At 67.6% G+C, this 24,884-nt stretch carries 26 protein-coding genes and 5 pseudogenes; 13 read left to right on the top strand and 18 right to left on the bottom strand.

Annotated features, from left to right (window positions below; translation table 11 throughout):
• Positions 1-470: 470 nt before the first annotated feature.
• Positions 471-1,055: a hypothetical protein gene (locus E1J61_RS20885; RefSeq protein ID WP_133095906.1), complete on the top strand. Its 585-nt coding sequence runs from the start codon at positions 471-473 to the stop codon at positions 1,053-1,055.
• Between the two features lie 66 nt (positions 1,056-1,121).
• Here the strand turns inward: E1J61_RS20885 and E1J61_RS20880 are convergent, their stop codons facing one another.
• The gene (locus E1J61_RS20880; protein ID WP_133095905.1) at positions 1,122-1,436 is read right to left on the bottom strand and encodes an H-NS histone family protein; all 315 of its coding nucleotides are present in this window, start codon (positions 1,434-1,436) and stop codon (positions 1,122-1,124) included.
• 279 nt (positions 1,437-1,715) lie between these two features.
• Between E1J61_RS20880 and E1J61_RS20875 the strand changes: the two genes are divergently transcribed.
• Positions 1,716-2,126 (top strand): VOC family protein, encoded by a 411-nt coding sequence (locus tag E1J61_RS20875; RefSeq protein ID WP_133095904.1) that lies wholly within the window; start codon positions 1,716-1,718, stop codon positions 2,124-2,126.
• Positions 2,127-2,260: 134 nt separating this feature from the next.
• Here the strand turns inward: E1J61_RS20875 and E1J61_RS20870 are convergent, their stop codons facing one another.
• Complete coding sequence (locus E1J61_RS20870; protein WP_133095903.1) at positions 2,261-3,655, bottom strand: NCS2 family permease; 1,395 nt, start codon at positions 3,653-3,655, stop codon at positions 2,261-2,263.
• Between the two features lie 480 nt (positions 3,656-4,135).
• Here E1J61_RS20870 and E1J61_RS20865 point away from each other — a divergent pair, with 480 nt between their 5' ends.
• A complete protein-coding gene (locus E1J61_RS20865) occupies positions 4,136-4,357 on the top strand; it encodes a hypothetical protein (RefSeq protein WP_133095902.1) in 222 nt (73 codons plus the stop codon).
• Positions 4,358-4,383: 26 nt separating this feature from the next.
• Here the strand turns inward: E1J61_RS20865 and E1J61_RS20860 are convergent, their stop codons facing one another.
• From E1J61_RS20860 to E1J61_RS20855, 3 genes are read right to left on the bottom strand one after another with little or no spacing between them, the layout of a single operon-like run.
• Positions 4,384-5,001: an N-acetyltransferase gene (locus E1J61_RS20860; RefSeq protein ID WP_133096041.1), complete on the bottom strand. Its 618-nt coding sequence runs from the start codon at positions 4,999-5,001 to the stop codon at positions 4,384-4,386.
• A 36-nt stretch (positions 5,002-5,037) separates the two neighbouring features.
• Entirely contained in the window at positions 5,038-5,169 is a 132-nt protein-coding gene (locus E1J61_RS38660; protein WP_255519863.1) for a hypothetical protein, read from the bottom strand.
• Between the two features lie 17 nt (positions 5,170-5,186).
• Positions 5,187-5,366: a glycosyl hydrolase gene (locus E1J61_RS20855; RefSeq protein ID WP_133095901.1), complete on the bottom strand. Its 180-nt coding sequence runs from the start codon at positions 5,364-5,366 to the stop codon at positions 5,187-5,189.
• A gap of 221 nt (positions 5,367-5,587) precedes the next feature.
• Here E1J61_RS20855 and E1J61_RS20850 point away from each other — a divergent pair, with 221 nt between their 5' ends.
• Positions 5,588-6,736 carry a glycosyl hydrolase gene (locus tag E1J61_RS20850; protein ID WP_240745838.1) on the top strand — a complete coding sequence of 383 codons (1,149 nt, stop codon included), beginning with the start codon at positions 5,588-5,590 and terminating at the stop codon, positions 6,734-6,736.
• 14 nt (positions 6,737-6,750) lie between these two features.
• The gene (locus tag E1J61_RS20845; RefSeq protein WP_063237368.1) at positions 6,751-7,011 is read left to right on the top strand and encodes a MoaD/ThiS family protein; all 261 of its coding nucleotides are present in this window, start codon (positions 6,751-6,753) and stop codon (positions 7,009-7,011) included.
• 99 nt (positions 7,012-7,110) lie between these two features.
• On the opposite strand, the gene E1J61_RS20840 is transcribed toward E1J61_RS20845, so the two are convergent.
• Together E1J61_RS20840 and E1J61_RS20835 are read right to left on the bottom strand one after the other, a co-directional pair.
• Positions 7,111-7,281 carry a gamma-butyrobetaine hydroxylase-like domain-containing protein gene (locus tag E1J61_RS20840; protein ID WP_133096039.1) on the bottom strand — a complete coding sequence of 57 codons (171 nt, stop codon included), beginning with the start codon at positions 7,279-7,281 and terminating at the stop codon, positions 7,111-7,113.
• A gap of 25 nt (positions 7,282-7,306) precedes the next feature.
• Positions 7,307-7,951 (bottom strand): annotated as a pseudogene (locus E1J61_RS20835) (HEAT repeat domain-containing protein); the annotation flags it as partial.
• Between the two features lie 26 nt (positions 7,952-7,977).
• On the opposite strand from E1J61_RS20835, the pseudogene E1J61_RS38340 reads away from it, so the two are divergent.
• Positions 7,978-8,067, top strand: a pseudogene (locus E1J61_RS38340) (ABC transporter ATP-binding protein); the annotation flags it as partial.
• A 76-nt stretch (positions 8,068-8,143) separates the two neighbouring features.
• On the opposite strand, the pseudogene E1J61_RS20825 reads toward E1J61_RS38340, so the two are convergent.
• Positions 8,144-8,375: pseudogene (locus tag E1J61_RS20825) on the bottom strand (FAD-binding protein); the annotation flags it as partial.
• Positions 8,372-8,539 (bottom strand): annotated as a pseudogene (locus E1J61_RS37855) (GntR family transcriptional regulator); the annotation flags it as partial. The pseudogenes E1J61_RS37855 and E1J61_RS20825, both read right to left, overlap by 4 nt.
• A gap of 188 nt (positions 8,540-8,727) precedes the next feature.
• On the opposite strand from E1J61_RS37855, the gene E1J61_RS20815 reads away from it, so the two are divergent.
• Positions 8,728-9,684 (top strand): chemotaxis protein, encoded by a 957-nt coding sequence (locus E1J61_RS20815; RefSeq protein ID WP_133095900.1) that lies wholly within the window; start codon positions 8,728-8,730, stop codon positions 9,682-9,684.
• A gap of 342 nt (positions 9,685-10,026) precedes the next feature.
• Here the strand turns inward: E1J61_RS20815 and E1J61_RS20810 are convergent, their stop codons facing one another.
• Entirely contained in the window at positions 10,027-10,683 is a 657-nt protein-coding gene (locus E1J61_RS20810) for a peroxiredoxin (RefSeq protein ID WP_133095899.1), read from the bottom strand.
• 82 nt (positions 10,684-10,765) lie between these two features.
• Positions 10,766-11,203 (bottom strand): universal stress protein, encoded by a 438-nt coding sequence (locus E1J61_RS20805; protein WP_133095898.1) that lies wholly within the window; start codon positions 11,201-11,203, stop codon positions 10,766-10,768.
• A 265-nt stretch (positions 11,204-11,468) separates the two neighbouring features.
• On the opposite strand from E1J61_RS20805, the gene E1J61_RS20800 reads away from it, so the two are divergent.
• A complete protein-coding gene (locus E1J61_RS20800; protein ID WP_133095897.1) occupies positions 11,469-13,178 on the top strand; it encodes a SulP family inorganic anion transporter in 1,710 nt (569 codons plus the stop codon).
• A 1-nt stretch (position 13,179) separates the two neighbouring features.
• Here E1J61_RS20800 and E1J61_RS20795 read toward each other — a convergent pair whose 3' ends face one another.
• From E1J61_RS20795 to E1J61_RS20775, 5 genes are all read right to left on the bottom strand, one after another.
• The gene (locus tag E1J61_RS20795) at positions 13,180-13,374 is read right to left on the bottom strand and encodes a CopG family transcriptional regulator (RefSeq protein ID WP_063237357.1); all 195 of its coding nucleotides are present in this window, start codon (positions 13,372-13,374) and stop codon (positions 13,180-13,182) included.
• A gap of 166 nt (positions 13,375-13,540) precedes the next feature.
• The gene (locus E1J61_RS20790) at positions 13,541-14,659 is read right to left on the bottom strand and encodes a dihydrolipoamide acetyltransferase family protein (protein ID WP_133095896.1); all 1,119 of its coding nucleotides are present in this window, start codon (positions 14,657-14,659) and stop codon (positions 13,541-13,543) included.
• A 45-nt stretch (positions 14,660-14,704) separates the two neighbouring features.
• Positions 14,705-15,682, bottom strand: a complete 978-nt coding sequence (locus tag E1J61_RS20785; RefSeq protein WP_133095895.1) for an alpha-ketoacid dehydrogenase subunit beta — start codon at positions 15,680-15,682, stop codon at positions 14,705-14,707.
• Between the two features lie 46 nt (positions 15,683-15,728).
• Complete coding sequence (gene pdhA, locus E1J61_RS20780; protein WP_133095894.1) at positions 15,729-16,814, bottom strand: pyruvate dehydrogenase (acetyl-transferring) E1 component subunit alpha; 1,086 nt, start codon at positions 16,812-16,814, stop codon at positions 15,729-15,731.
• Positions 16,815-17,017: 203 nt separating this feature from the next.
• A complete protein-coding gene (locus E1J61_RS20775; RefSeq protein ID WP_133095893.1) occupies positions 17,018-17,833 on the bottom strand; it encodes a MetQ/NlpA family ABC transporter substrate-binding protein in 816 nt (271 codons plus the stop codon).
• 181 nt (positions 17,834-18,014) lie between these two features.
• Between E1J61_RS20775 and E1J61_RS20770 the strand changes: the two genes are divergently transcribed.
• The 3 genes from E1J61_RS20770 to E1J61_RS20760 all read left to right on the top strand — a co-directional run bounded on the left by E1J61_RS20770 (position 18,015) and on the right by E1J61_RS20760 (position 20,626).
• Complete coding sequence (locus E1J61_RS20770) at positions 18,015-18,356, top strand: hypothetical protein (RefSeq protein ID WP_133095892.1); 342 nt, start codon at positions 18,015-18,017, stop codon at positions 18,354-18,356.
• Positions 18,357-18,419: 63 nt separating this feature from the next.
• Positions 18,420-19,637, top strand: coding sequence for a cardiolipin synthase ClsB (gene clsB / locus E1J61_RS20765; RefSeq protein WP_133095891.1), 1,218 nt, complete (start codon positions 18,420-18,422; stop codon positions 19,635-19,637).
• Entirely contained in the window at positions 19,637-20,626 is a 990-nt protein-coding gene (locus E1J61_RS20760; protein WP_133096038.1) for a lysylphosphatidylglycerol synthase domain-containing protein, read from the top strand. Before clsB ends, E1J61_RS20760 begins: the two co-directional genes overlap by 1 nt.
• 46 nt (positions 20,627-20,672) lie before the next feature.
• Here the strand turns inward: E1J61_RS20760 and E1J61_RS20755 are convergent, their stop codons facing one another.
• Both E1J61_RS20755 and E1J61_RS20750 read right to left on the bottom strand, forming a co-directional pair.
• Positions 20,673-21,947: an O-acetylhomoserine aminocarboxypropyltransferase/cysteine synthase family protein gene (locus tag E1J61_RS20755; RefSeq protein WP_133095890.1), complete on the bottom strand. Its 1,275-nt coding sequence runs from the start codon at positions 21,945-21,947 to the stop codon at positions 20,673-20,675.
• Between the two features lie 197 nt (positions 21,948-22,144).
• A pseudogene (locus E1J61_RS20750) lies at positions 22,145-22,555 on the bottom strand (TauD/TfdA dioxygenase family protein); the annotation flags it as partial.
• A gap of 303 nt (positions 22,556-22,858) precedes the next feature.
• Here E1J61_RS20750 and E1J61_RS20745 point away from each other — a divergent pair.
• The gene (locus tag E1J61_RS20745) at positions 22,859-23,794 is read left to right on the top strand and encodes a TauD/TfdA family dioxygenase (RefSeq protein WP_133095889.1); all 936 of its coding nucleotides are present in this window, start codon (positions 22,859-22,861) and stop codon (positions 23,792-23,794) included.
• 78 nt (positions 23,795-23,872) lie between these two features.
• Positions 23,873-24,883, top strand: coding sequence for an ABC transporter substrate-binding protein (locus tag E1J61_RS20740; protein ID WP_133095888.1), 1,011 nt, complete (start codon positions 23,873-23,875; stop codon positions 24,881-24,883).
• The last annotated feature ends 1 nt before the right edge of the window (position 24,884 follow it).

The following is a 24,884-nucleotide window of genomic DNA, read 5'->3' as shown; positions in this document are numbered from 1 at the left end:
CGCGGTGGTGGCGGCGCCTTCAAGGGCACGCGGGGGGAGGATGTGTGGTCAAGGCAGCGCAACCGGCGGGCTGGGCAAGGGGGCGCAACACCGGGGGAGGCTTCGACGCGCTGACGAGGGTCGATGCGCGATCGATGCAGCGCGTTGCCTAAAATTTGTGCGGTCCGGTGCGTTGCCGCACAGACCAAGGCTTCCGGGGAGGGTGAAGGCAGGATATCCACAGATTCTGTGGATATCACGCCGGGGTTTTCAACATGGGTTTGTGCGGCTGCCGCAATCTGCCGGAAACCGGTATGCTGCACGGTTTTGGGAGCAGGGCAACACTGCGCAAGCCGCGACGGTGTCACCGCCGGATGCCGTGCATGCCGGTATCGCGCATGGTTCGTGGCCTATCTCCACCGATGTTGCCGCTTTCCCGCTGCCAGCGATCGCCCGGCTGGCGTAACCGCGATGCCAAACTGCCTGCCGCCATGCGCCATGACCGGTCGTCCGCAGTCCCCTCCCGCCTGACCTGCCTCGCCACATTGGCCGCCACCGCGGCACTATGCGGCTGCGTGGCGCAATACCGGGTGCCATCGGGCGCCCCCACGGCCAGCGTGCGGCTGCTGACCAATACCGAAGAAATCACCTCTTTCGCGGTGGTCGACCCGGCCAGGTGCCCGGTGCCGGCACGGCCGCTGATCCTGGCCGGCACGGGCAAGCAGTTGTCGGCAATGGGACGGGATCGCGAACTGGGCCTGCCGGGGCGCTCGCCCGAGCCGCCGGAACGCACGCGCGAACGGCTGGTCGAGGCAGGCCGGCGCATCTACGTGGCCGTGACGTCCATCGCCGAGCCGCCGTTGCCGGAGCAGCGCTGCGCGGCCGGGGTGTCGTTCGTGCCCGCGCCGGGCGGCCTCTATGAAATCCGGTATCAGCGTGACGAGAGCGCGAGCCAGTGCTCGGCGCAGGTATTGCGGATGCAGCCGCTGGAAGCCGGCGGCGCGCGCCTGACGGCGGAACCGACGCAGAAGGGCTTCCGCGCGCTGCGCAAGGAGTATGTGTGCCAGGCGCTGTGACGGCGCCCTGGGCGGCGCCGGAACGATAGCGCGCCGGGCAGGCCCCCGCCTGGCCGACAGACGGGATTACTGCTCGATCAGGAAGCGCTCGGGGCGCTTGCCCAGCCATGCCGGGGCGCGGCCGCGGCCGGACCAGGTCTTGCCGGTCTTGGGATCCATGTACTTGGGGGGCAGCGTCGAACCCGAGGCGGCCGCCTTGCCGGCGGAACCCGCGGGGCGGCCGCGCCTGCGCCGGGGCATGATGTCTTCCGCGGTCAGGCCATATTCGGTCATCAGTTCGCGGATTTTGTCGATCACATCGGCGACTTCCGTCGCACGCACTTCATTCAGCTTGGCTTCCAGCGCTTCTTTCTCTGCCAGGAGTTGCTTGTATGTCGCCATTCATTTCCCCTTTCTGCAATTAAGCCGCTGCATGTTACTAGAACCTCAGGTGTCGGTAGACATAAAAATTTTACAAAAAATAACGGGGATTGCACGGATTGATTGTGTTTGCGCACAGCCTCACTCTTTTACAGCGCACCGATGCGCGCCATTGCGGTGCTCCTAGTGCGGCGAATGGCAATGCCGCCGCTCCAATTTCCGGGAAAGGAAAAAGCTGGCGCTGCCGGATTTTGCACCTAGACTGGTTCTCTGCGTTGTACAACGCTTTCCGGAGACGTCATGAACCAGCAGATCTTTGTCAATTTGCCAGTACGCGACCTGCAAGAGTCGATCGCGTTCTTTACCAGTCTTGGCTTTACCTTCAATCCGCAATTTACCGATGACACCGCCACCTGCATGATCGTTGGCGAGAACATTTTCGTGATGCTGCTGACCGAAGTCAAATTCCGCAGCTTTTCACCGAATGACATCTGCGATGCGCGCAAATTCACCGAAGTGCTGGTGTGCCTGTCGATGGAAAGCCGAGCGCGCGTGGATGAAATGGTGAATGCCGCGGTGACCGCGGGCGGCAATACCTACAAGCCGCCGATGGACCTGGGATTTATGTACGGGCATGGCTTCCAGGATCTGGATGGCCATGTCTGGGAACTGGTGTACATGGATACGGCGGCAATGCAGGGCGCGCAGTAAGGCGCGCACCAAAAAAAACAGCCCGGGAAAGCAGGAAGCCCGGGCTTGAAATCCACCTGGATCGCGGTGGAGGAGACAACTTGTCGTAGACAGCCCGGGCCAGTTGCCCGGGATGCGGGATGTATCAAGCAGGATCAGATCGCCCAGCCGCCGGCATAGAAGGCAGCCAGTACCACTGCGATGGCGACGGTGCCGACATTGAGCTTGCGCCATTCGCCGGCGATCACGCGGCCGACCACCAGGGTGCAGAAGCCCAGCATGATGCCGGTGACGATATTGCAGGTCAGCACGATAAACACCGCGCAGACCAGGCCGGCCAGCGCATCGACCAGGTCATCCATATGCAGGCGGCTGACGCTGGACAGCATCAGCAGGCCGACGTACATCAGCGCCGGCGCCGTGGCGTACGACGGCACCAGTGCCGCCAGCGGCGAGAAGAACATCACCGCCACGAACAGCAGGCCCACCACCACGGCGGTCAGGCCGGTCTTGGCGCCCGCGGCCACGCCGACGGTCGATTCGATATAGGCCGCGGCCGGTGCGCCGCCAAAGAAGCCGGAGAAGATCGAGCTGACCGAGTCCGCCGTCAGCGCGCGGCCGCCGTTGTGGATATGGCCGGCGGCGTTGAGCTGCCCGGCTTGCCCGGCGACGGCGCGGATGGTGCCGGTGGCGTCGAAGACGGCGGTCATCACCAGCGCCAGTACGCTTGGCAGCACCGCAGCGGTCAGCGCGCCGCGCAGGTCCATGGCGCCGATCAGCGAAGCATGGCCCGGTGCGCTCAGCGACGGCAGTGCGAACACGCCGGTGAACTTCACCGCCGGATCGAAGATGAGGCCCAGCGCCGAGATCGCGATGATCACCAGCAGGATGCCGCCCGGCACCTTGCGCCGCTCGAGGCCGAAGATCGCGGCCAGGCCGAGCACCGACATCACCACCGGGAAGGAGGTAATCTTGCCCAGCGCCACCGGCAGGCCGGCGTGGGTGTTCTTGACCACCAGGCCGACTTCATTGGAAGCGATCAGCAGCAGGAACAGGCCGATGCCGATGCCCGTGCCATGCGCGACGCCTGCCGGCAGGTTGCGCAGGATCCAGGAACGCACCCCGGTCACCGAGATCGCGGTGAAGATCAGGCCCATCAGGAACACTGCGCCGAGCGCGACCGCCGGCGACAGGCCCTGGCCGAGCACCAGGCCGAAGGCCATGAACGCGGTCAAGGAAATGGCGCAGCCGATCGCGATCGGCAGCTTGGCCCACAGGCCCATCAGCAGCGAGCCGAAGGCGGTGGTCAGGCACACCGCGACAAAGACCGCGCTGGTGTCGAAGCCGGCCTTGCCCAGCATGCCGGGCACGACGAAGACCGCGTAGACCATTGCCATGAAGGTGGTGATGCCCGCCACCACTTCCTTGCGCTGGGTGCTGCCGCGCGCGGTGATCTCGAAATAGGCGTCGAGCCGGTTCCGGACCTCGGGGACGTTGGGGCGTGCCGCATCGGCTTCCGTCGCTGACGACGGATAGGGCTGCTCGATCATGATGAACTGTCTCCTTGCAGGGCGCTGCAACGTCCGTCGTACGGCGCGTCGTCAGGCTTGTCTCACGTGGTTCTGGCTGTTTTGGGCTGCAGGCCTGGAGGGCCTCGCCAACCCGCTGTTATCGGTGTGCCGGCTTGTCGTTGCCTTCTAGTGCGGGCTTGATCTGGGCAAGGCTGAAGGCTAGGTGAGTGCGAGGGACTCGTCATAACCGCAGCGGAATGCACGGCATGCGCGGTGCGGAATACCGAGTGTGGCGAATGATTATCTTTGAGGCCGAGGCTTCCGCCAGGTGGCGCTTTGGGCGCAGGGAATTATCACGCCAGCCATATACGGCCTATAGGTAATGACCCGGATGCCGAACGAGGTACTTCGCTATACTAGGGATAACCCTGAGCTGCCTCGCGCGGCTGGCCAAAACCCGGTCAGATATGCATTGCGAGGCACTGAACATTTCTCCGATCCGGAAAAGGAAATATTGCCATGCAAGTGCTCGCTGATACGCTTTATCGCCAACCCCGCCAAGCCAGGCCCGAGGCCAGGTCCAATGCCCGTGTTGCCGCCGAACCGGCGCGCGAGACCGATGATTACGCCCGCATGGGCAGCGGCCGCTCGCTGTCGGCTCGTGTTCGCGACTACTTCGCCCGCGGCTGGACGCTCTATCTCGACAACGCCCGCGCAGTCGCGCCGCTGATGCACCTGTAAAGACGCTTCCGTGGCGCGGCCCGCGCTCAGTACATGCCGGTACGTGCCATGAATTGCTGCAGGGTCCAGCCGCGGCCCAGCAGCAGCCGGCGCGTGTGAAGGCCATCGCATTGCTGCGGGCTGACCGTCTCGCCCTGCCATGTCAGTGTCTTCTGGCGCAGGTCGACATAGCCGCCGGCGTAATCCGCGGCCAGCACCTGCCATAGCGCGTGCGCGCCTGCCGACTGGCGGGCGCCGCTCAGCAGGCACAGCCCGCCGTCCAGCGCCCAGCGGTACAGCGCCCTGGCCAGGCCGCGGCGCTGATAAGCGGGGGCAAACTTCGTATGCGGCGCACGCACCCATGGGTCGGCGCGCCGGCCCACCTCGATCAGCCGGTTGAACACGGTATAGCCGGCCAGGCGCCGCTGCATCAGGTCTTCCACATACACGTAGTACTCGCCGTCGGCTTCGCGGTAGCGCAGCCGCAGCGCCGGCGTGCCCGCCGGCAGCGCGGGCATGTCGTGCAGGCGGTCGCCGGGCCGGTGGATGCGCTCGTGGAGCGCGTCCAATTCGCGCTCGATCTCGCCCGGGGCCAGTTCCACGTCGATGCGCAATGCCAGGGGACGGGTCAGGACCGGAGTCGGGGCCAGCATCGGGCCCAACATCGGGCCTAGTGAAGGAAACGGGACCATGGCTGCGCCTCAGGCTTCGAGGAGCAGGTAAAGGGCGGCAAGCGCCACCATGGCAAGAAGGGTCTGGCGGTAGAGCTGAGGCATGGCTGGCTTTCTCCTGGCTGCATGATCAAGCGGATGCCGGATGGCGATCCGCGCCATGTGCCGTGCGGGAAAGCTCAGGTCTGCTGAAGGGTAGTGTCCCGAGCTGCCCGCACGGCCAGGAAAAGCACGGCGCTGCGGACCACGCCGTGGGCGGCGTGGTCAATGGCGTAGCCCGGTTGCTGCGAAGTCACGGCGAACGCCGCCGCCGGCAGGGCCGGGCGGTTCAATGCGGCGATGCGGACGATGCGAGACATGGGGCGCGGTGCGTCGGATTCGGGGGAACCATGCTTATGCCATATTTGTGCGCCGATGTCCAGCTAACGTGCCGATATCCGCTTTTATCTGCTGTCTACCGACTCGCTGGATGCGGCTATGGCGCTGTTTGGGCCGATCGCACTCGTGCAATCTCAATTGTGAACACTGTCTACATGTACTAGACTCGGATGCATCGTTCAACGGCCTTCCCGCAGGAGCCATGATGACGACGTCCCCCGAAACCGGCCCGATCACGCTGCTGGTTGCCACCACCAAGGGTGCCTGGACCCTGACCAGCGATGCCGCCCGCGGCCACTGGCAGGTGGCAGGTCCCACCTTCCTTGGCCACACCATCCACCACATCGTGCAGGACCCCCGCGAGCCGTCGCGGATGCTGATGGCCGCGCGCACCGGCCACCTTGGCCCGACGGTATTCCGCTCCGCCGACGGCGGACGCAACTGGACCGAGGCCACGCGCCCGCCCGCTTTCGACAAGGCGCCTGAAGGCGAGACCGGCCGCGTGGTCGACCATGTTTTCTGGCTGACTCCCGGCCACGCCAGCGAACCCGGCGCCTGGTACGCCGGCACCTCGCCGCAGGGATTGTTCCGCAGCACCGACCATGGCGCCACGTGGGAGTCCGTGCCGGGCTTCAACAACCACCCGATGTGGCGCAACTGGACCGGCGGCGAGCAGGACGGCACCCCCGACGGGCCCAAGATGCATTCCGTGCTGGTCGATCCGCGCGACAAGCGTCATCTCTATATCGGCATGTCCAGCGGCGGCGTGTTCGAGAGCACCGACGCGGGGGCCGACTGGAAACCGCTGAACCGAGGCAGCCTGGCCCTCTTCCTGCCCGACCCCAACCCGGAATACGGCCAGGATCCGCACTGCGTGCTGCAGCACCCGGCCAATCCCGACATCCTCTACCAGCAGAACCATTGCGGCATCTATCGCATGGACCGGCGCGAAGGCGTGTGGAAGCGCATCGGCGAGGCAATGCCGGCCGAGGTGGGCGACATCGGCTTCCCGATCGTCGCGCATCCGCGCGATGCGCGCACGGTGTGGGTGTTCCCGATGGACGGCAGCGATGTCTGGCCGCGCGTCAGTCCCGGCGGCCACCCTGCGGCCTATGTCACCCGCGACGGCGGCGAGACCTGGCAGCGACAGGACCGCGGCCTGCCGCCAGAGCAGGGCTGGTTTACGGTCAAGCGGCAGGCCATGGCCACCGACCGCCACGGGCCGGTGGGCGTGTACTTCGGCACCACCGGCGGCGAGATCTGGGCGAGTGTTGACGAAGGCGAGCACTGGCGCTGCATCGCCAGCCACCTGCCGCAGGTCTACGCCGTCAGCGTGGCGCGGCCGGCCTGAGTCGGAGGGCAGCCATGCAAGTACGCATTGCCACGCCGCTGTTCTCCTACACCGGGCAGCGCGAGTATGTGGAAGCCCACGGCGCGAACATCGGCGCGCTGCTGGACGACCTTGACCGGCAGTTTCCGGGCATGCGGTTCCGCATTGTCGATGAGCAGGGAAAGTTGAGGCCGTATATCCGCGTCTTCGTTAACCGGACGCAGTTGATGCGGCTGGATGCGCCGCTGCGGGAGACCGATGAGGTGCATATCCTGCAGGCGCTGGCGGGGGGCTAGCGACTGCTCGCAGGTGCTGCTGGTTTGCTCCCCTCTCCCACTGCGCGGGAGAGGGGACCGTTCACCAGGGGCGGTGCCTTCGTCTTTGCACGCGTGGGTCTATAGCGTCTGCAAGTAGACCCACGGATAGATCCCGCGATCGTGCCCGTCGTCGAACACGATCTGGATGCCATAGCCCATATCCTCCATGCCGACGACGCGCGCGGTTGCTGCCTGCGCTTCTCCCCCAGGCTTGCTCCGGCATGCAGCACAACGGCACGCCGCACGCAGGCGCGAGTGCTCTAGGCCTGTCCCCGAGCTTGCCCAATGCGCGCGCGGCCTGCAGGCGGACCTGCCAGTAGGCGTCTTCCAGCGCTCTGATCAACGGGCGCACGGCTTCCGCAAATCTGAGCTTGCCGAGCGTCTGCGCCGCTTCCTCGCGCACCTGCCACGCGCTGTCGCCGAGCGCGCCGGCCGCGGCGCGCCGGACTTCGGTGTCGGCATCGCTGGTGGCGACCTGCGCCAGCGCCGGCAGCGCTTCGCTGCGCCTGAGCCAGCCCAGCACGGTCACCGCTTCGCGCCGCACCGGCGCGGCGGCGTCGGCCAGCGCCGCCATCGCGGCAGCGAAGCCCGGCGCGTAGCGCAATTCGCGCAGGCCGCGCCAGGCTGACGCGCGGACAAAGGGATCCTGATGCGTGACCCAGGGCAGCACGGCCGCGCCGGAGTCTGCGTCCTTCAGTTCCGCCAGTGCCAGTGCTGCCGCCTCTGCCACCTCGCGGTCGACATCGGCCAGCGCGGCAGCCAGCGCGCGCACGACGGTATCCGTCTCCCAGCTGGCCAGCGTGCGCGCGGCCTCGGTGCGCACCGCCGCGGCGGGATCGGATTGCAGCCGCTGCAGCAGCAGCGGGACGCCGGCTTCGTCTTCAAGGTCGGCCAGTCGCAGCACCGCCACGCGGCGCACGGCGGGGTCGGGGTCGGACAGGCGCGGCGCAATCGCGCCGATGGCAGCAGTCGCTGCTGCTCGACGTCTGGACGCAGATGCGCACCACCGTAGTCTTTGTCACCCACGATATCGAGGCTGGCGAGCGCCAGCGCGAGGTGCAGGCGCTGCTCGACCTGGAGCATCGAAACCCATCACGCCGCAGGCGGCGCCATTGGCATCGGTGATCTCGCGGGTGTATTGCTCGGGCGTGGCGTGGCCGGGGATCACGGCGTTGTTCAGGCCGTCCATGCCCATGGAAATCGCGCCGCTGCGCTTGACGTGCGCCTTGTCGAGCAACAGCACGCGCAGCGGGGTTGCGCTCCTTGGCCTTGATCGCGGCCATCGGGCCGGCGGTGCCGCCGCCGACGACGACAATGTCGTATTCGTGGGTCAGGGTGTTCATGCGTTGGGATTTCCCTTGCTGGCAGGTTTGCGGGTGCGCTTCGGTGCGGGCGTGGCTGGCGCTGGTTGCGAAGTAGGCAGCTCGGCCTTGTGGCGCTCGGCGCGCAGCCGGTACTGGAAGGCGTCGCCGCGGAAGTAGAGGAACTCGTAGTCGACACGCCCGCCGAGGAACGAAGCAATCCGGATATCCAACGACGAAATCCGAACATGCTCCCCCGGGCGATCTCCCTCAACTCTCCAGTCCCCGCGCCGATATCCAGTCAAGAAACCTGCCGTCCGCCAGCCGCCGCGGCGGCACGGCAAGGCATACACGGCGGCCACAGATCATCCAACGCACGGCACGGGAGCGACGCATGAGCAGTTCCATGAGGGACATCGACGAACGGACTAACCTCACCAACAACAACCAGTTCGAACTGCTGCTGTTTCGGCTGGGCGACGCCGAGCACAGCGGGCAGTCCGAACTGTTCGGCATCAATGTGTTCAAGGTGCGCGAGATCCTGGTGATGCCGCAGGTCACGACCGTGGTCGGGGCCGACCCGTCGATCCTGGGCATGGCCGATATCCGCGGGCAGGTGATCCCCGTGATCGACCTGCCCAGGCTGGTGGGATGCAAGCCGCGCAACGGGCTCGGCATCCTGCTGGTGACCGAGTACGCACGTTCGACGCAAGGCTTCGCGGTCGAGGCGGTGGAAGAAATCGTGCGCCTGGAGTGGAACCAGGTGCACTCGGCCGAGGCCAGCGTGCGCACCGGCCACGTGACCAGCATCGCCAAGCTGGATGCCGGCACGGACCAGGCGCGCCTGGTGCAGGTGCTGGACGTGGAGCAGATCCTGCGCGATGTGCTGCCGGCGCGGCAGCCGGACGTCGAGCCGGGCTCGGTGGGTCCGCAGCTGAACCTGCGCCCGGGCCTTAAGGTAATTGCCGCCGACGATTCCGCGCTGGCGCGTGGCCTGATCGAGCAGGGACTGAAGGCGCTGGGCGCACCGGTGCTGATGACCAAGTCGGGCAAGGAAGCGTGGGAACTGCTCGACCGCATCGCCGGCGAGGCCGCCAGTCACGGCAAGTCGGTGCAGGACGAAGTGGCGCTGGTGCTGACAGACCTGGAAATGCCCGAAATGGACGGTTTCACGCTGACCCGCAAGATCAAGGCCGACAGCCGGCTCAAGCAGCTGCCGGTGGTGATTCATTCGTCACTATCTGGCGAGGCCAGCGAGGAGCATGTGCGCAAGGTGGGCGCGGATGCCTACGTGGCGAAGTTCGTCGCCAAGGAACTGGCCGATACCATCCGCCAGGTGCTGACGCGCTGAGCGGGCGCTGAGTTAGGTGCCTGGGGCCACAACCGGGTTGGCCTTAGGCAGTACAAGGCACAAAATCAATCAGGCTGCAAGCATTCCCGTATGTTTACGGTTTGCCTATAAAACGGGCACTCCAGTACGAGCCAAGGCCGGCGCGCCCTTGGCGGTTGTCAAGAGGGGAGATATCCACTGAAGCTGTGGATAGATCCTGTGGACAAGTCAGGCGTCCCGGCCGAACTGCCCGGGACGCCTGCCGGCGGTCCTGCGTGACCTCCACGCCCTGCCGCGCTCCCTTGCTCGCTCTCTCTCCCTTGCCTGGCCTGGCCCGGTCGCTGCCGGGACCCCGCGATTGCGCTACTTGGGCTGCTCCACCGTGCGCAGGTAGGGCTTCAGCGTCTTGAACCCTTGCGGGTATTTCTTCTTCGCATCTTCGTCCGAGACCGATGTCGGGATGATGACATCCTCGCCCGGCTTCCAGTTCACCGGCGTGGCTACGGTGTGCTTGGCGTTAAGTTGCAGCGAGTCCAGCAGCCGTAGCACTTCATCGAAATTGCGCCCCGCGGTCATCGGATACACCAGCATCGCCTTGACCTTCTTGTCCGGGCCGATGATGAACACCGAGCGGATGGTGGCGTTGTCCACCGCCGTGCGCGGCCCGGCGCCGCTGGCTTCGGGGTGGATCATGTCGTAGAGCTTGGCCACCGTCAGGTCGGCGTCGCCGATCATCGGATAGTTGATGGCGGCGCCCTGGGTTTCCTCGATGTCCTTGGCCCAGCGCTGGTGGTCGCTGACGGGATCGATGCTCAGGCCGATGATCTTGGTGTTGCGCTTGTCGAATTCGGGCTTGAGCCGCGCCATGTAACCCAGTTCGGTGGTGCATACCGGCGTGAAGTCCTTGGGGTGCGAGAACAGGATCGCCCAGCTGTCGCCGATCCATTCGTGGAAGCTGAGCTTGCCTTCCGTGGTGTCTGCGGTGAAGTCCGGGGCTTGTTCACCCAGTCGAATCGCCATGGTTGCGCTCCTTGCAGTTGGCATGGGGTGGAAAAAGCGCGTTGCCGGCGTGCCGGCCCGCAACGCGCGCGATGCATGGCGCCTAGCGCAGGACCAGCACCGGGATCGTGCTGTGCGTCAGGACTTTTTGCGTTTCGCTGCCGATCAGCAACGCCTGCAACCCGCGCCGCCCGTGCGACGACATCACGATCAGGTCGCAGCCGCGCTGCTCGGCGCATTGGATGATGGCCTGCCACGGGTGGTCGTCGGTGGCGGTGACGGTGTCGCACGGCACTCCGGCCTGGCCGGCAGCACGCGTGACGGCGGCCAGGAAGGTATCGGCATGGCGTGCGGCCTCGGCCGCGAACGAGTCCCTGGTGTCCTGCTGGCTGGTCAGCCGGTACGTCAATACGTGATACTCGGGAATCACATGCAAGCCGGTCGCGCGGGCGCCGATGCGGCTGGCGAAGGTCATGGCCCGGGCTACCGTCGCCTCGGCGCGTGCGGAGCCGTCGGTGGGGACTAGGAGGTGCTTGAACATGATGGCCTCCGATTGCAGTGAATAGCCGCGTCCGCCGGGCCGTTCCGCCCGGACCGTCCGGACGAGCCACTCCAGTATAGGAATTGGCCCGTGATAGCGACAGGTCGCGTGCAGCGCCGGCCAACTCCGGCCCTCGATGGCGCGATGCCCCGCGTCCGGCGCAAGCCGCAAGTCCCTGGGTGCATGTCACGGCATTAGCATGTTGTTATCATTCCATGCACCTGCGCCCTCCCTCCGACGTTGACCCACTGCAAGGATTCTCCGCATGATCGCGCTGCGCGAAGCATGGCAGGCCGGGCTGTTCCGCCGCGCCAACTGGCTGCCCAACCTGGTGTCGGGCGTGATCGTCGGGGTGGTGGCGCTGCCGCTGGCGATGGCGTTTGCGATCGCATCCGGCGCCAAGCCCGAGCAAGGGCTGTATACGGCCATCGTCGCCGGGCTGGCGGTGTCGATGTTCGGCGGCAGCCGCCTGCAGATTGCCGGGCCCACCGGCGCGTTCATCGTGGTGCTGTCCGCCATCACGGCGCGCCATGGGATCGGCGGGCTGCAACTTGCCACGCTGATGGCCGGGCTGATCCTGCTGGCGCTGGGCCTGGCGCGGCTTGGCGGCGTGATCCGCTACATTCCCGCGCCGGTGATCGTGGGCTTTACCGCGGGCATCGGCGTGATCATCTTCGTCGGGCAATGGCGTGATTTCTTCGGGCTGCCGCCGGTAGCCGGCACCCACTTCCATGAAAAGCTGTGGCACCTGCTGCAGGCGCTGCCGCAGTGGCATGCGGCCACGACCGCGCTGGCGCTGGGGAGCCTGCTGCTGGTGCTGGGCGCGCCGCGCTTGCGCTGGCTGCACCGCGTTCCCGGCCCGCTGGTGGCGCTGGTGGTGGCCACGGCAGTGCAGGCGCTGTTCCGCTTCGACGGCGTGGCCACCATCGGCAGCGCCTTCGGCGGCCTGCCGCGCGGATTGCCGGTTCCGGCGCTGCCGGAGATCTCGCTGGCGCGCGTGATCGAGCTGGCAGGGCCGGCCTTCACCATCGCCATGCTGGGCGCGATCGAATCGCTGCTGTCCGCGGTGGTGGCCGACGGCATGGCCGGCACCCGGCACGATTCCAACCAGGAACTGGTGGGGCAGGGCATCGCCAATGTCCTGGCGCCGCTGTTCGGCGGGTTTGCCGCCACCGGCGCCATCGCGCGCACCGCCACCAATATCCGCAACGGCGGCAGCAGCCCGCTGGCCGGCATCGCCCATGCGCTGACGCTGGTGCTGGTGCTGCTGTTCCTGGCGCCGCTGGCCGCGAGCGTGCCGCTGGCGACGCTGGCCGCGATCCTGTTCGTGGTGGCGTGGAACATGAGCGAGGCGCGCCAGTTCGCACGCATGGTGCGGCAGGCGCCGCGCGCCGACGTGGCGATCCTGCTGATCACCTTTACGCTGACCGTGCTGACCGACCTGGTGGTCGCGGTCAACATCGGCGTGATCCTGGCCATGCTGCAGTTCCTGCGGCGCATGTCGGCGTCGGTGGAAGTGACGCGCCAGGACGTAACCGGCATCGAGCGCGAGCTAAGCGCCGAAGCGGACGCGGCCGATTCCGTCGCGGCCCGGATGCCGGCGGGCGTGCTGGTCTACGCCATCGACGGCCCGTTCTTCTTCGGCGCGGTCGAGGCCTGCGAGCAGGCGCTGGTGCACACCCATACCGAGCCGCGCGTGCTGCTGATCCGCCTGGGCCGGGTGCCGTTCATCGACATGACCGGCTTGCAGACGCTGGAAGCCGTGATCCGCACGCTGCGCCGGCGCGGCGTGGCCGTGGTGCTGGCCGAGGCCAATGCGCGCGTGCGGCAAAAGCTGGAGCGGGCCGGGGTGCTTGCGGCGCTGGGGCAGCAAAACTACGCGGATGCGCTGGCGCAGGCGGTGCGGCGTTGCGGCGTGCTGGCGGGAGAGGAGGGTGCGGAACGGGAGCGCGAGGACACGGGCGCCCCGCACTGAGCTACTTCTTTTGCCGGCCGCTGCCGGCGGGCCGTGCCTTGGTGGCGTATTCCACGCCGTGCTGGGCCAGGTAATCGCGGATCAGCTGGCGCACCACCTGCGACGGCGTCAGGTCCTGCGCGGCGCACAGGGTTTCGAAGGCCTTCTTCTTGACCGGATCGATCAGGATGGTGAGGCGGGCGGTCTTGGTTTCCATGAGGGGTGTGTCGGGCGGTCCGGCTGGATCGCTCGCATTATATACAGCGCAAACTTTGCCGAGCCGCTGGTTTGCCCCCCTCTCCCCCACCCTTCTCCCACTTCGCGGGAGAGGGGGGCGTTCACGACGGGCGGCGGCCTTTGCAGGCGCTTTCCCCGGTGTTCCGCTAAGCCGGCATCTCCAGGTCCGCAATCACCGCCGCCAGAAACCGCGCCGCCTCGCCCCCCGTCACCACGCGGTGATCGAACGTCAGGCTGAGCGGCATCACCCGATGCACCGCCGGCACGCCGGCGGCCGCGACTACCTCGTCCCGCACCCGTCCCGCCCCAAGGATCGCCACCGTCGGCGGCACCACGATCGGCGCCGCGTAGCGCCCCGCGATCATGCCGAAGTTGGACAGCGTGATGGTATTGCCGCGCATCTCCTCCGGCGCGATGGTGCGCGCGCGGATGTCCGCGCGCATGCGGTCGAGCCCGCGGCGCAGGTCGGCCGCGTCGCGGCTGCCCACGTCGCGCAGCACCGGCACGAACAGCCCTTCGGGCAGGTCCGCGGCAATGCCCACGTCGATCTTCTTCAGCACGTGGCGGCGCCCGGTCTGGCCCTCGTACCAGGCATTCAGGCCCGGCTCGGCACGGCAACCGGCCACCAGCGCGCGCACCAGGCGGATGGTGACGTCGGCGCCCGCCTGCCAGGCGTGGATATCGGCGTCGTCCATCACCGTGGCCGCGGCGACCTCGTTCTGCGCGCGCGCCATGTTCTGCGCCATCGCGCGGCGCACGCCGCGCAGTTCCTCGGGCGCACCGAGTTCGGCCAGCGTGGCGGCCATGCGTTCGACGTCGGCGGCGGTGACGGTGCCCTCCGGCCCCGACGCGGTGGCCATCGCCGGGTCGACGCCGAGGCGCCGCGCCAGCGCGCGTACCGCGGGTGTGGCCTTGACGCGCGCGGCCATGCCGGAGGCAGGCGCGGCCGCGCCCGGCGGCGCCGCTTCGCTGGCCACGCGCGTGCCGACCTGCACGGAGCCGACTACGGTGCCGGCATCGGCATCCTCGCCGGCGCCCTCGAAGCCGACCAGCGGCGCGCCCAGGTGGACGATATCGCCCGGCTGCGCGTGCAGCCGGGCGATGGTGCCCGCATAGGGCGAGGGAATCTCGACGATGGCCTTGGCGGTCTCCACCGACAGCAGCGGCTGGTCCGCAGCCACCGCATCGCCCACCTTGACATGCCAGGTCACGATCTCGGCCTCTTGCAGGCCCTCGCCCAGGTCGGGCAGCTTGAAGACTCTCATCGGCGCTTCCTCGGCTTGGTGTCGCTCGGTGTTGCCTGGTGTCAGTCAGGCGGCCATGGCCTTGCGGGCCGCGTCGGCGATGCGCGCAGCGCTGGGCAGGTAGGTGTATTCCAGCCGCGCCAGCGGCACCACGGTATCGAAGCCGGCCACGCGCTGCACCGGCGCCGCCAGCGAATACAGCCCGGCATCCGCCAGTTCCGCCGCGATCTCGGCGCCGAAGCCCGCGGTGCGCGGCGCCTCGTGCACGATCACGCAGCGCCCGGTGCGCGCCACCGCTTCGAGGATGGTCGGCATGTCGAGCGGCTTGAGCGTGGCGACATCGATCACGGTCGCACTCACGCCTTCGGCGGCCAGTTCGTCGGCGGCGGTCAGCGTTTCCTGCACCATCGCGCCCCAGGTCACCAGCGTGATGTCGCTGCCTTCGCGCAGCGTGAAGCAGGTATCGAGCGGCAGCGCCGCGCCGTCGTCGGCGACCTCCTGGCGGAATAGCCGGTACAGCCGCGTGGGCTCGAGGAAGATCACGGGGTCGGGATCGGCGATTGCGGCCAGCAGCAAGCCGTAGGCGCGCGCGGGCGACGACGGCACCACCACGCGCAGCCCCGGCATGTGGGCGAACATCGCTTCCGGGCTTTCCGAATGATGCTCGGGCGCGTGGATGCCCGCGCCGCATGGCGAGCGCACCACCAGCGGGCAGCTCAGCCGCCCGCGCGTGCGGTGCCGCATGCGCGCGGCGTGGTTGATGATGTGGTCGATGGCGGGGTAAATAAAGCCGGTGAACTGGATCTCGGCCACGGGCCTGAGTCCCATCGCCGCCATGCCGATCGCCGCGCCGACGATGCCGCCCTCGGCCAGCGGCGTATCCATGACCCGCGCCGCGCCGAAGCGCGCCTGCAGTCCCGCGGTGGCGCGGAACACGCCGCCGTTGACGCCGATGTCCTCGCCCAGCAGCAGTACGTCGGGATCGTTCTCCAGCGCATGGCCCAGGGCCAGGTGGACTGCTTCGACCAGATTGATTTCCGCCATGGTTCGCTCGCTTTGGTCGTTGAAGGCCAGGGGGACGATGAAAGCGTCAGCCGTGCTGCGCGGGATAGCGCCGCGCGGTCTCCAGTTGCGCCTGCAGCGCCGGCGGCATGGTGGCGTACAGGCAGTCGAACATCGCCGCGGCGTCCGGCGGCGGCAGCGCCAGGTAGGCTTCGACCGCTTGCGCAACCTGCTGCGAGCAGTCCTTGACCAATGCCTCTTCGCGCGCCGCGTCCCATGCGTTCAGCGACAGCAGATGCGTGCGCAGGCGCAGCAGCGGCTCTTCCTGCCAGTGCGCCTTGACGCTGGCCTCGTCGCGGTAGCGCGAGGCATCGTCCGCGGTGGTGTGGTCGCCCAGCCGGTAGGTGATGGCCTCGATCAGCGCGGGGCCGCCGCCCGTGCGGGCGCGCTCGATGGCCTCGCCCACGCGGTGCCGCACCGCGACCACGTCGTTGCCATCGATTTGCTCCCCCGGGATGCCCGCCGCGATCGCCTTCTGCGCCAGCGTCTGCGCCGCGGTCTGCCCGCTGCGCGGCATCGAGATCGCCCACTGGTTGTTGTTGATCACGATCACCATCGGCGCGCGCCACACGCCGGCCATGTTCATGCCTTCGTAGAAGTCGCCCTTGGAGGTGCCGCCGTCGCCGAGCAGGCACACCGCCACCCGTGGCTCGTTGCGCAGCTGGAAGGCATAGGCCGCGCCCGCGGCATGGCACACCTGGGTGCCGATCGGCACGCAGTTGGCAAAGTCATGCGGCGCCGCCGCAAATCCACTGCCGCGTTCGTCGCCGCCCCAGTACAGCAGGCTCTCGGTCATCGTGACGCCCCGCACAAACTGCGCCGCGTGGTCGCGGTACGAGGGCACCAGCACGTCTTCGGGCCGCATCGCAAAGGCCACGCCGACGCCGATGGCTTCCTGCCCGAGGGCCGAGGCGAAGGTGCCGATCTTGCCGGTGCGCTGCAGCGCGATCGCCTTCAGGTCGAACTGGCGCGTCAGCACCATGGCCTGGTACAGAGGCAGCAGCGCCTCAGGGTCGCTGGCAAAGGGCGGGGGCGGGGAAGTGGGGGAAGGGGGTTCGCCCGGCGGGGCGAGATAACGCGTATAGCCGATCTCGAAGCTCGCAACCATGGACATGGCAGGTCTCTCGATGCGCGTGTCGTGTTGTGATCCCGGGCGTGCTTTGTGGGCGCGCGCGGCATGTGTAGTCGAGTGTAGGGTATTTGCGGCGCAATGGCGGCGGCAATTGTCTTGCCGTGCACAAGGCGGAGCGGGAGCCGGGCACCGCCAACGAAAAAGAGCTCCCGTGCGGGAGCCCTGCGCAGATGATCCGAGCCGGATCAGCGCTGGTACGGCGGCGGCACGAAGCCCGCGAAGCGCTGCTGCGTCACCGCCTTGAACTCGGCCGACTGGTAGGCCTCCTTGATGTCCTTGACGAACGGCTTGTTGACGTCCGCAGTCTTCACCGCCACCAGGTTCATGTAGTAGTCGGGAATCTTCTCCAGCGCCAGCGCAGTGGTCAGCTTCAGCCCCGCGGCCAGCGCGAAGTTGCCGTTGACAAAGGCGTAGTCGACATCGTCGAGCGAACGCGGCAGTTGCGCGGCCTCCAGCTGGACCAGCTTGAGCTTGTGCGGATTGGCATCGATGTCGCGCTCGCTGGCGCGGATCGGGTCGGTGCCCGGCTTGAGCGTGACCCAGCCCACCTGCTGCAGGATGGCGATGGCGCGCGCCAGGTTGGTGGGGTCATTCGGCAGCGAGACGGTATTGCCCGGCTTCACCTCCGCCAGCGTCTTGTGCTTGTGGCTGTAGATGCCGATCGGCGCGGTCGGGACCTGGATGATGTCGGTCAGCTGCAGCTTGCGGTCAGCCGAGAACTTCTTCAGGTAGGCCACGTGCTGGAAGGCGTTGGCGTCGATGGCGCCGTCGGCCAGCGCCAGGTTGGGCTGCACGTAGTCGCTGAACTCGATGATGGTGACCTTGTAGCCGCGCTTCTCCAGCACCGGCTTCACGCCGTAGCGGATCTGGTCGGCGTACGGGCCGGCGGTGGCGCCGAAGCGGATTTCCTTCTTGTCCGGATCGGCGGCGCTTGCGCCCTGCACCACGCCCAGCGCCAGTACTGCCGCGGCTACCGCGAAGCCGAATTTCCCGTATCGCATCAAAACGCTCCCCTGTTTGTTCATTGATCGTTCGTTGGAGAGCCCATTGTATGGAAGGCAAGTCATCTGGCGAACGAGTACTTAATCATGCCGATATGCCTGAAGCGCATATAGGCTGCCTGCAGGCAGCGCCGTGCGCTACGCTGAAAGACCGCCAGCCCATCCTTGCACGGAGGCCGCCATGCCCGAACAACTGACCCGGCATCCCGATGTCACGCTGCAGGTCCTGCGCAGTGCCGGCGCGCGCTGCGGCGAAGGCGCGCCGCAGGAGATCCTCAAGGCCTGCCCGCGTGAGCGCTTCTGCAAGCTGCCCGGCGGCGAAGTCTGCGTGTACGGCCTGGACAACGCCATCAGCATGACGCAGATCACAGCCGCCGACTGGCGCGCGCTGGCACAGCAGGCGGGTGCGCCGCCCAATCCCGGCATGCCGCCGCTCACCATGGCCGGGGTGGGCACGGCGGGGCTGATGGCGGGCGTGCTGCTGACGGCCCTGGTGGTCCGCCGGCGGCGCGGCCCTGGCTGAGCGGCCCGGGCGCCCCCGGCAACACCCCGGCGCTGGCATGGTGTTTGCGGCGCCTCTCGGGCCATGACACCGTTGCCGTCCGCCCCCGACAGCATCCGCCTGCTGGAGAACGGAGAAGAGTACTTCCCGCGCGTATTCGAGGCGATCGCGCAAGCGCGCGAAAGCGTGCTGGTGGAAACTTTTATCCTGTTCGACGACGAGGCAGGAACGAAATTGCACGCCGCGCTGCTGGCTGCCGCGCGGCGCGGCGTGCGCGTGGCCGTCACGGTCGACGGCTTCGGCTCGCATGACCTGCCCCCTGCATTCATTACAGAGCTGGTCAAGGCGGGCGTGCACTTCTGCACATTCTCGCCCTGCCGCCGCCTGCTGGGCGTGCGCACGCATATCTTCCGGCGCATGCACCGCAAGCTGGTCGCGATCGACGGCGAGGTGGCCTTTGTCGGCGGCATCAATTTCTCGGCGCAGCACCTGTATGGCTACGGGCCACGGGCCAAGCAGGACTATGCCGTGGAAATCGCCGGCCCCGCGGCGCGGCAGGTGCATGACTTCCTCGCGCGGGCCATCCCCGGCGCATGCCTGCAGGGCAGGCTGGCACCGCCGCCGCCGGGCTGCAACACGGCGCCGCCAGGTCCGGTGCGTCTGGTCACGCGCGACAACCATCGCCATCGCAACGACATCGAGTTTGCCTACCTCGATGCGATCCGCGCCGCGCGGCGCGAGGTGGTCATCGCCAACGCTTATTTCCTGCCGGGCTACCGGCTGCTGCACGCGCTGTGCGAAGCCGCTGGGCGCGGCATACAGGTGCGCCTGCTGCTGCAGGGCAAGCCCGACATGCCATGGGTCGCGCGTGCCGGTGGCCTGCTGTATTGCCACCTGCAGGACTCGGGGGTGCAGATCCTCGAGTACGTCGAGCGGCCGTTCCACGGCAAGGTCGCCGTCGTCGACGAGCAATGGGCCACGGTGGGTTCGAGCAACCTCGACCCGCTCAGCCTGTCGCTGAATCTCGAAGCCAACCTGGTGATCCGCGACACCGCCTTCGCGCAGCGGCTGCGCGGCAGGCTGCAGGCGCTGATCGCCGAACGCTGCCGCGAGGTGCCGCCGCGCCGGCACGAGCGCTCGCTGCTGGACGCGGCCGGCGCCACGCTGATGTTCCACTTCCTGCGCCGCTTCCCGGCGTGGGCCGGCTGGCTGCCCGCGCATACGCCGCGGCTGGTGACGCCGCAAGCCGGCGACCCGCGCGGGCGCCGCCGCGTATTCGTGCTGGAACGGGAGGCCGAGTGATGGTCGCGCAGGCGCTTTCGGCAATCCGGCACCACGCGCGCTGGCCGATGTGGCGGCGCGCGATCGGCATCCTGTTCATCGCGGCAGTGCTTGCGCTGATCGCGCGCAAGCTTGGCACCATCGACTGGGACGCGGTGCTAGCCGCGCTGCGCGGCTTCGACCGCCGCACGCTGTTGCCAGCCGCGGGGTTCGTGGTGCTTACGGGTCTGCTGTACAGCCAGTTCGACGTGCTGGGGTGCCGCTACGCCGGCCACCCGCTGCCGGTGCATCGGGTGATGGCGATCGCCTATGTCAGCTACACCATGAGCCTGAACCTGGGCGCGACGCTCGGCGGCGCGGGCGTGCGCTACCGGCTGTATTCGCACGCGGGCCTGAGCCCGCCGCAGATCTGGAGCGTGTTCGCGGTGGCGGTCAGCAGCAACTGGCTCGGCTACGCGCTGCTGGCGGGCATCATCCTGGCCGGGCAGCTGGTAGTGCTGCCGCCCGGGTGGGGTATCCCGCCGGCGGCGACGCGGCTGATTGGCGTAGTGATGCTGGCCGCGCCGGCTGGCTACATAGCGGCATGTGCGGCGTGGCAGGGTCGGCACCGTACTGTGCGCGACCATGATATCTATGTGCCGTCACCGCGCTTCGCGCTGTTGCAGATCCTGGTGTCGGCGGGCAACTGGGCGGCGGTGGCGGCCATCCTGCATGCCTTCCTGCATACGCATGCGGACTATTACACGGTGCTCGGCGTGTACCTTGCCTCCGGACTGGCGGGCGTGGTGATCCGCGTGCCGGGCGCCCTTGGGGTTGTCGAGACGGTGTTCCTGACGATGCTGGGCGGACAGGTGCCGCATGGGTTGTTGCTGGCGGCGTTGATCGCGTATCGGGCGTTGTATTACCTGATACCGCTGGCAGTAGGGACGGTGGGGTACTTCCTGCTGGAGGCGCGGGGGAAGAAGCTGGCGCAGGGAACGGCGATGGAAGAAAACCAACGCCGGCAGTGAACGCTCCCCCCTCTCCCGCAGGCGGGAGAGGGGAGCAAACCTGCGCTTACGCTGCCGCCAGCGCGCGCTCCAGGTCCTCGATCAGGTCATCGATATGCTCGATGCCCACCGACAGCCGTACCATATCCTCGCTGACGCCAGCCGCCTTCAGCTCCTCGGGGTTGAGCTGGCGATGCGTGGTCGATGCCGGATGCGTGGCCAGCGACTTGGCATCGCCGATATTGACCAGCCGCGTGAACAGCTGCAGCGCATCCAGGAAGCGCGCCCCGCCTTCGCGGCCGCCCTGCTTCAGGCCGAACGACAGGATGCCGGGACCGCGGCCGCCCAGGTACTTCTGCACCAGCGTGTGGTCCGCATGGTCGGGCAGGCCGGCAAAGTTGACCCATTCCACCTTCGGGTGCTGCTGCAGGTGGCGTGCGATCGCCAGCGCGTTTTCGGTGATGCGGTCCAGCCGCAGCGCAAGCGTCTCGATGCCTTGCAGGATCAGGAAGGCGTTGAACGGCGACAGCGCCGCGCCGGTATTGCGCAGCGGCACCACGCGCGCGCGGCCGATATAGGCCGCCGGCCCCAGCGCCTCGGTGTAGACCACGCCGTGGTACGACACGTCCGGCTCGTTCAGGCGCCGGAAGCGCGCCTTGTGCTGGGCCCACGGGAACTTGCCGCTGTCGACGATGGCGCCGCCGACGCTGTTGCCGTGCCCGCCCAGGTACTTGGTCAGCGAATGCACGACGATATCGGCGCCATGCTCGAACGGCCGGCACAGGTAGGGCGAGGGCACGGTGTTGTCGACGATCAGCGGCACGCCGTGGTTGTGCGCCACGCGCGCGATCGCCTCGATGTCGACCACGTTGCCGAGCGGGTTGCCAACCGACTCGACGAACACGGCCTTGGTGCGCTCGTCGATCAGGTCGCCGAAGCTCGACGGGTTGCGGCCGTCGGCGAAGCGGGTCTCGATGCCAGACTGCGGCAGCGTGTGCGCCAGCAGGTTGTAAGTGCCGCCGTACAGCTGGCTCGACGAAACGATGTTGTCGCCGGCCTCCGCGATGGTCTGGATCGCGTAGGTGACCGCGGCCATGCCCGATGCCAGCGCAAGCGCGCCCACGCCGCCCTCGAGCGCGGCCAGGCGCTGCTCGAGCACGTCGTTGGTCGGGTTCATGATGCGGCTGTAGATGTTGCCCGCGACCTTCAGGTCGAACAGGTCGGCGCCATGCTGCGCATTGTCGAAGGCGTAGGCCACCGTCTGGTAGATCGGCACCGCCACCGCGCGGGTGGTCGGATCGGGCGAGTAGCCGCCATGGACGGCCAAAGTTTCGAGTCTCATGTTCTTCTCTGGGTTGTGTGCCGGACATGCCTGGCGGCGCCGCGCACGCAAATGCGCGCCGCCGGGCCGAGCGATGGTACCAGCCGGCCGCTGCACCGCCCAGGCGTTCGGGCGCTATGGTCACGGACGGCACCCAGCGAGGCAAGGAACCTTATTGCATTTGGATATGCGGCCGGCGCGAGCGTGCCGGCCGCTGGGTCCTGGTACGCCGCGGCGGTGTTGGCCCACACGGTGTCGCCGCCGAACGCGGGAACGGTCACCGCGCGCAGCACCGACACCGCAGGGTAGGCCAGGTCGAAGGTCACGTCGGTATGCCGGGAGTTGGCGCGGCCGCCGTGCTCGGAATCGAGTTCGAGCAGTTGCGTGCCGTCGCGCGAGGGCACGGTCGGGTGCGGCACCAGTTCGCCGAACAGCGCGGCAAAGCGCTGCTGTGCGCTGTCGTCGAGGTGGACCTGGTCGCGGAAGAACAGCACCTTGTGCTGCAGCAGCGCGGCGCGGATGGCGGCGAAGGTCTCGGCAGGCAGGTCGCCATGCAGGGCGACGCCGCGCACTTCGGCGCCGATGCGCGGCGGCTCAATCGGGATGGCAGTGCATCGGCCCCCCGGAATCCGGCGGCGGAACGGGGGCGCGGGGTCTTCATCGTGCAGACCTTCTCGAAGTGGAGGACGGCTCAACGATAAGCGGCGCCGCGCGCGGACCTGAACGAATGATTCCGGCATTGGATATCGGGTCGGCGTATATGGGATGCGCTCTTTCGCGCGCGCAGGGCAATGTGCAGACATGGATATGCGATAAGCGGATAAGCCCCAGCGATTTGATTCGTTGACCCTGCTTGCCCCGTCTCTCTACAGTGCAAGCTTGCACGCGGCACCCGTTGCCGCACAGGCTTCCCCCGAATTGCCGGAGCTGCCATGACGACCGCAACCGCCTACACCATAGTTTCGCGCCAGCAGAGCGCACTGCATTCCGCCGCTTCCGCCGCGATCGATGCCGGCCAGGATTTCGAGATCCGCGCGCTGGACGCGCCGCTGGGCGCGGAGGTGCTCGGCCTCGACCTGTCCCGCCCACTGTCCGACAGCGATTTCGCGCGCATCCATCGCGCCCACCTCGACTACCACGTAGTGGTGTTCCGCGACCAGCGGATCACCCCGGCGCAGCAGATCAGCTTCAGCCGCCGCTTCGGGCCGCTGCAGATCCACGTGCTGCACCAGTTCCAGCTACCCGGCCATCTCGAAGTGCTGGTGGTGTCCAACGTGGTCGAGAACGGCAAGCCGATCGGACTCGGCGATGCCGGCCACTTCTGGCATTCGGACCTGTCGTACAAGGAGAAGCCGAGCCTGGGTTCGCTGTTGCATGCGCGCGAGCTGCCCGCCGAAGGCGGCGATACGCTGTTCGCCAACATGCACCTGGCATGGGATACCTTGCCCGCGGAACTTCAGCGCACTGTCGACGGCCTGTACGCCGAGCACACCTACCTGGCGCGCTATGCCGAACTGCAGCAGCGCAGCCCGTGGCGTCCCAACCTGATGCCCGAGCAGATCGCGCAGGTCAGGCCGGTATTGCAGCCGGTGGTGCGCACCCATCCCGAAACCGGCAGGAAGGCGCTCTTCGTCAGCGAGCACTTCACCACGCGCATCGCGGGCCTGCCCGAGGACGAAAGCCGCGACCTGCTCAAGCAGCTGTTCGCGCACAGCGTCAGGCCTGAGCACGTGTACCGCCACCAATGGCAGCCGCATGACCTGGTGTTCTGGGACAACCGCTCGCTGCTGCATCTGGCCGCGGGCTGTCCGGACCACCTGCGGCGCGTGATGTACCGCACCACCATCGAAGGCGACGTGCCGCGCTGACGCGGCGATCGCTTCGCCATGCATCCCGGACGCACGCATGTCGCGTGCGTCCCTTCCCTGATTTCCCGGAGTCCATTCATGTTCCAACGGTTTTCCCGCAAGCTGGGCCTGCTCGCGCTGAGCGCCTGCCTGGCGATTTCCGGTGCCGCGCACGCCGAAGGCAAGCTGCGCATCGCCGAGCAGTTCGGCGTGGTCTACCTGCTGCTCAACGTGGCGCGCGACCAGCAGCTGATCGAGAAGCACGGCAGGCAGCAGGGCATCGACGTCAAGGTCGAATGGACCCAGCTTTCCGGTGGCGCCGCGGTCAACGATGCGCTGCTGTCCGGCGCGATCGATATCGCCGGTGCCGGCGTCGGTCCGCTGCTGACGCTGTGGGACCGCACCCATGGCAAGCAGAACGTGCGCGGCGTGGCGTCGCTGGGCAATTTCCCGTACTACCTTGTGAGCAACAACCCCAAGGTGAAGACCATTGCCGATTTCACCGAAAAGGACCGCATCGCCTTGCCGGCGGTGGGCGTGTCGGTGCAGTCGCGCGTGCTGCAGCTGGCAGCGGCGAAGCAATGGGGCGACAAGGAGTACAACCGGCTCGACAAGTGGACCGTGGCGGTGCCGCATCCCGACGCCGCTGCCGCGATCATCTCGGGCGGCACGGAAATCACCGGTCATTTCGGCAACCCGCCGTTCCAGGAGCAGGAACTGGCCGGCAATCCGAACGCACGCATCGTGCTGAATTCGTATGACGTGCTGGGCGGGCCGAGCTCGTCGACGGTGCTGTACGCGACCGAGAAGTTCCGCAACGACAATCCGAAGACCTACCGCGCGTTCGTCGATGCGCTGGCTGAAGCGGCTGCCTACGCCACCGCCAATCCCGAGGCCGCCGCCGATATCTACCTGCGCCAGGCCAAGGCAAAGACCGACCGCGCGCTGCTGGTGCGCGTGCTGAAGAACCCGCAGGTGCAGTTCAAGGTGGCGCCGCAGAACACCTTTGCGCTGGCCTCGTTCATGCACCGCGTGGGCGCGATCCGCAACCAGCCCAAGTCCTGGCAGGATTATTTCTTCCAGGACCCGGTCACCGCGCAGGGAAGCTGAT

This window comes from Cupriavidus sp. L7L (assembly GCF_004353535.1).
GTDB classification, from domain to species: Bacteria; Pseudomonadota; Gammaproteobacteria; order Burkholderiales; family Burkholderiaceae; genus Cupriavidus; species Cupriavidus oxalaticus_A.
Note: the sequence above shows the minus strand (reverse complement) of the source record. Positions and strands in the feature narration are given on the sequence as shown.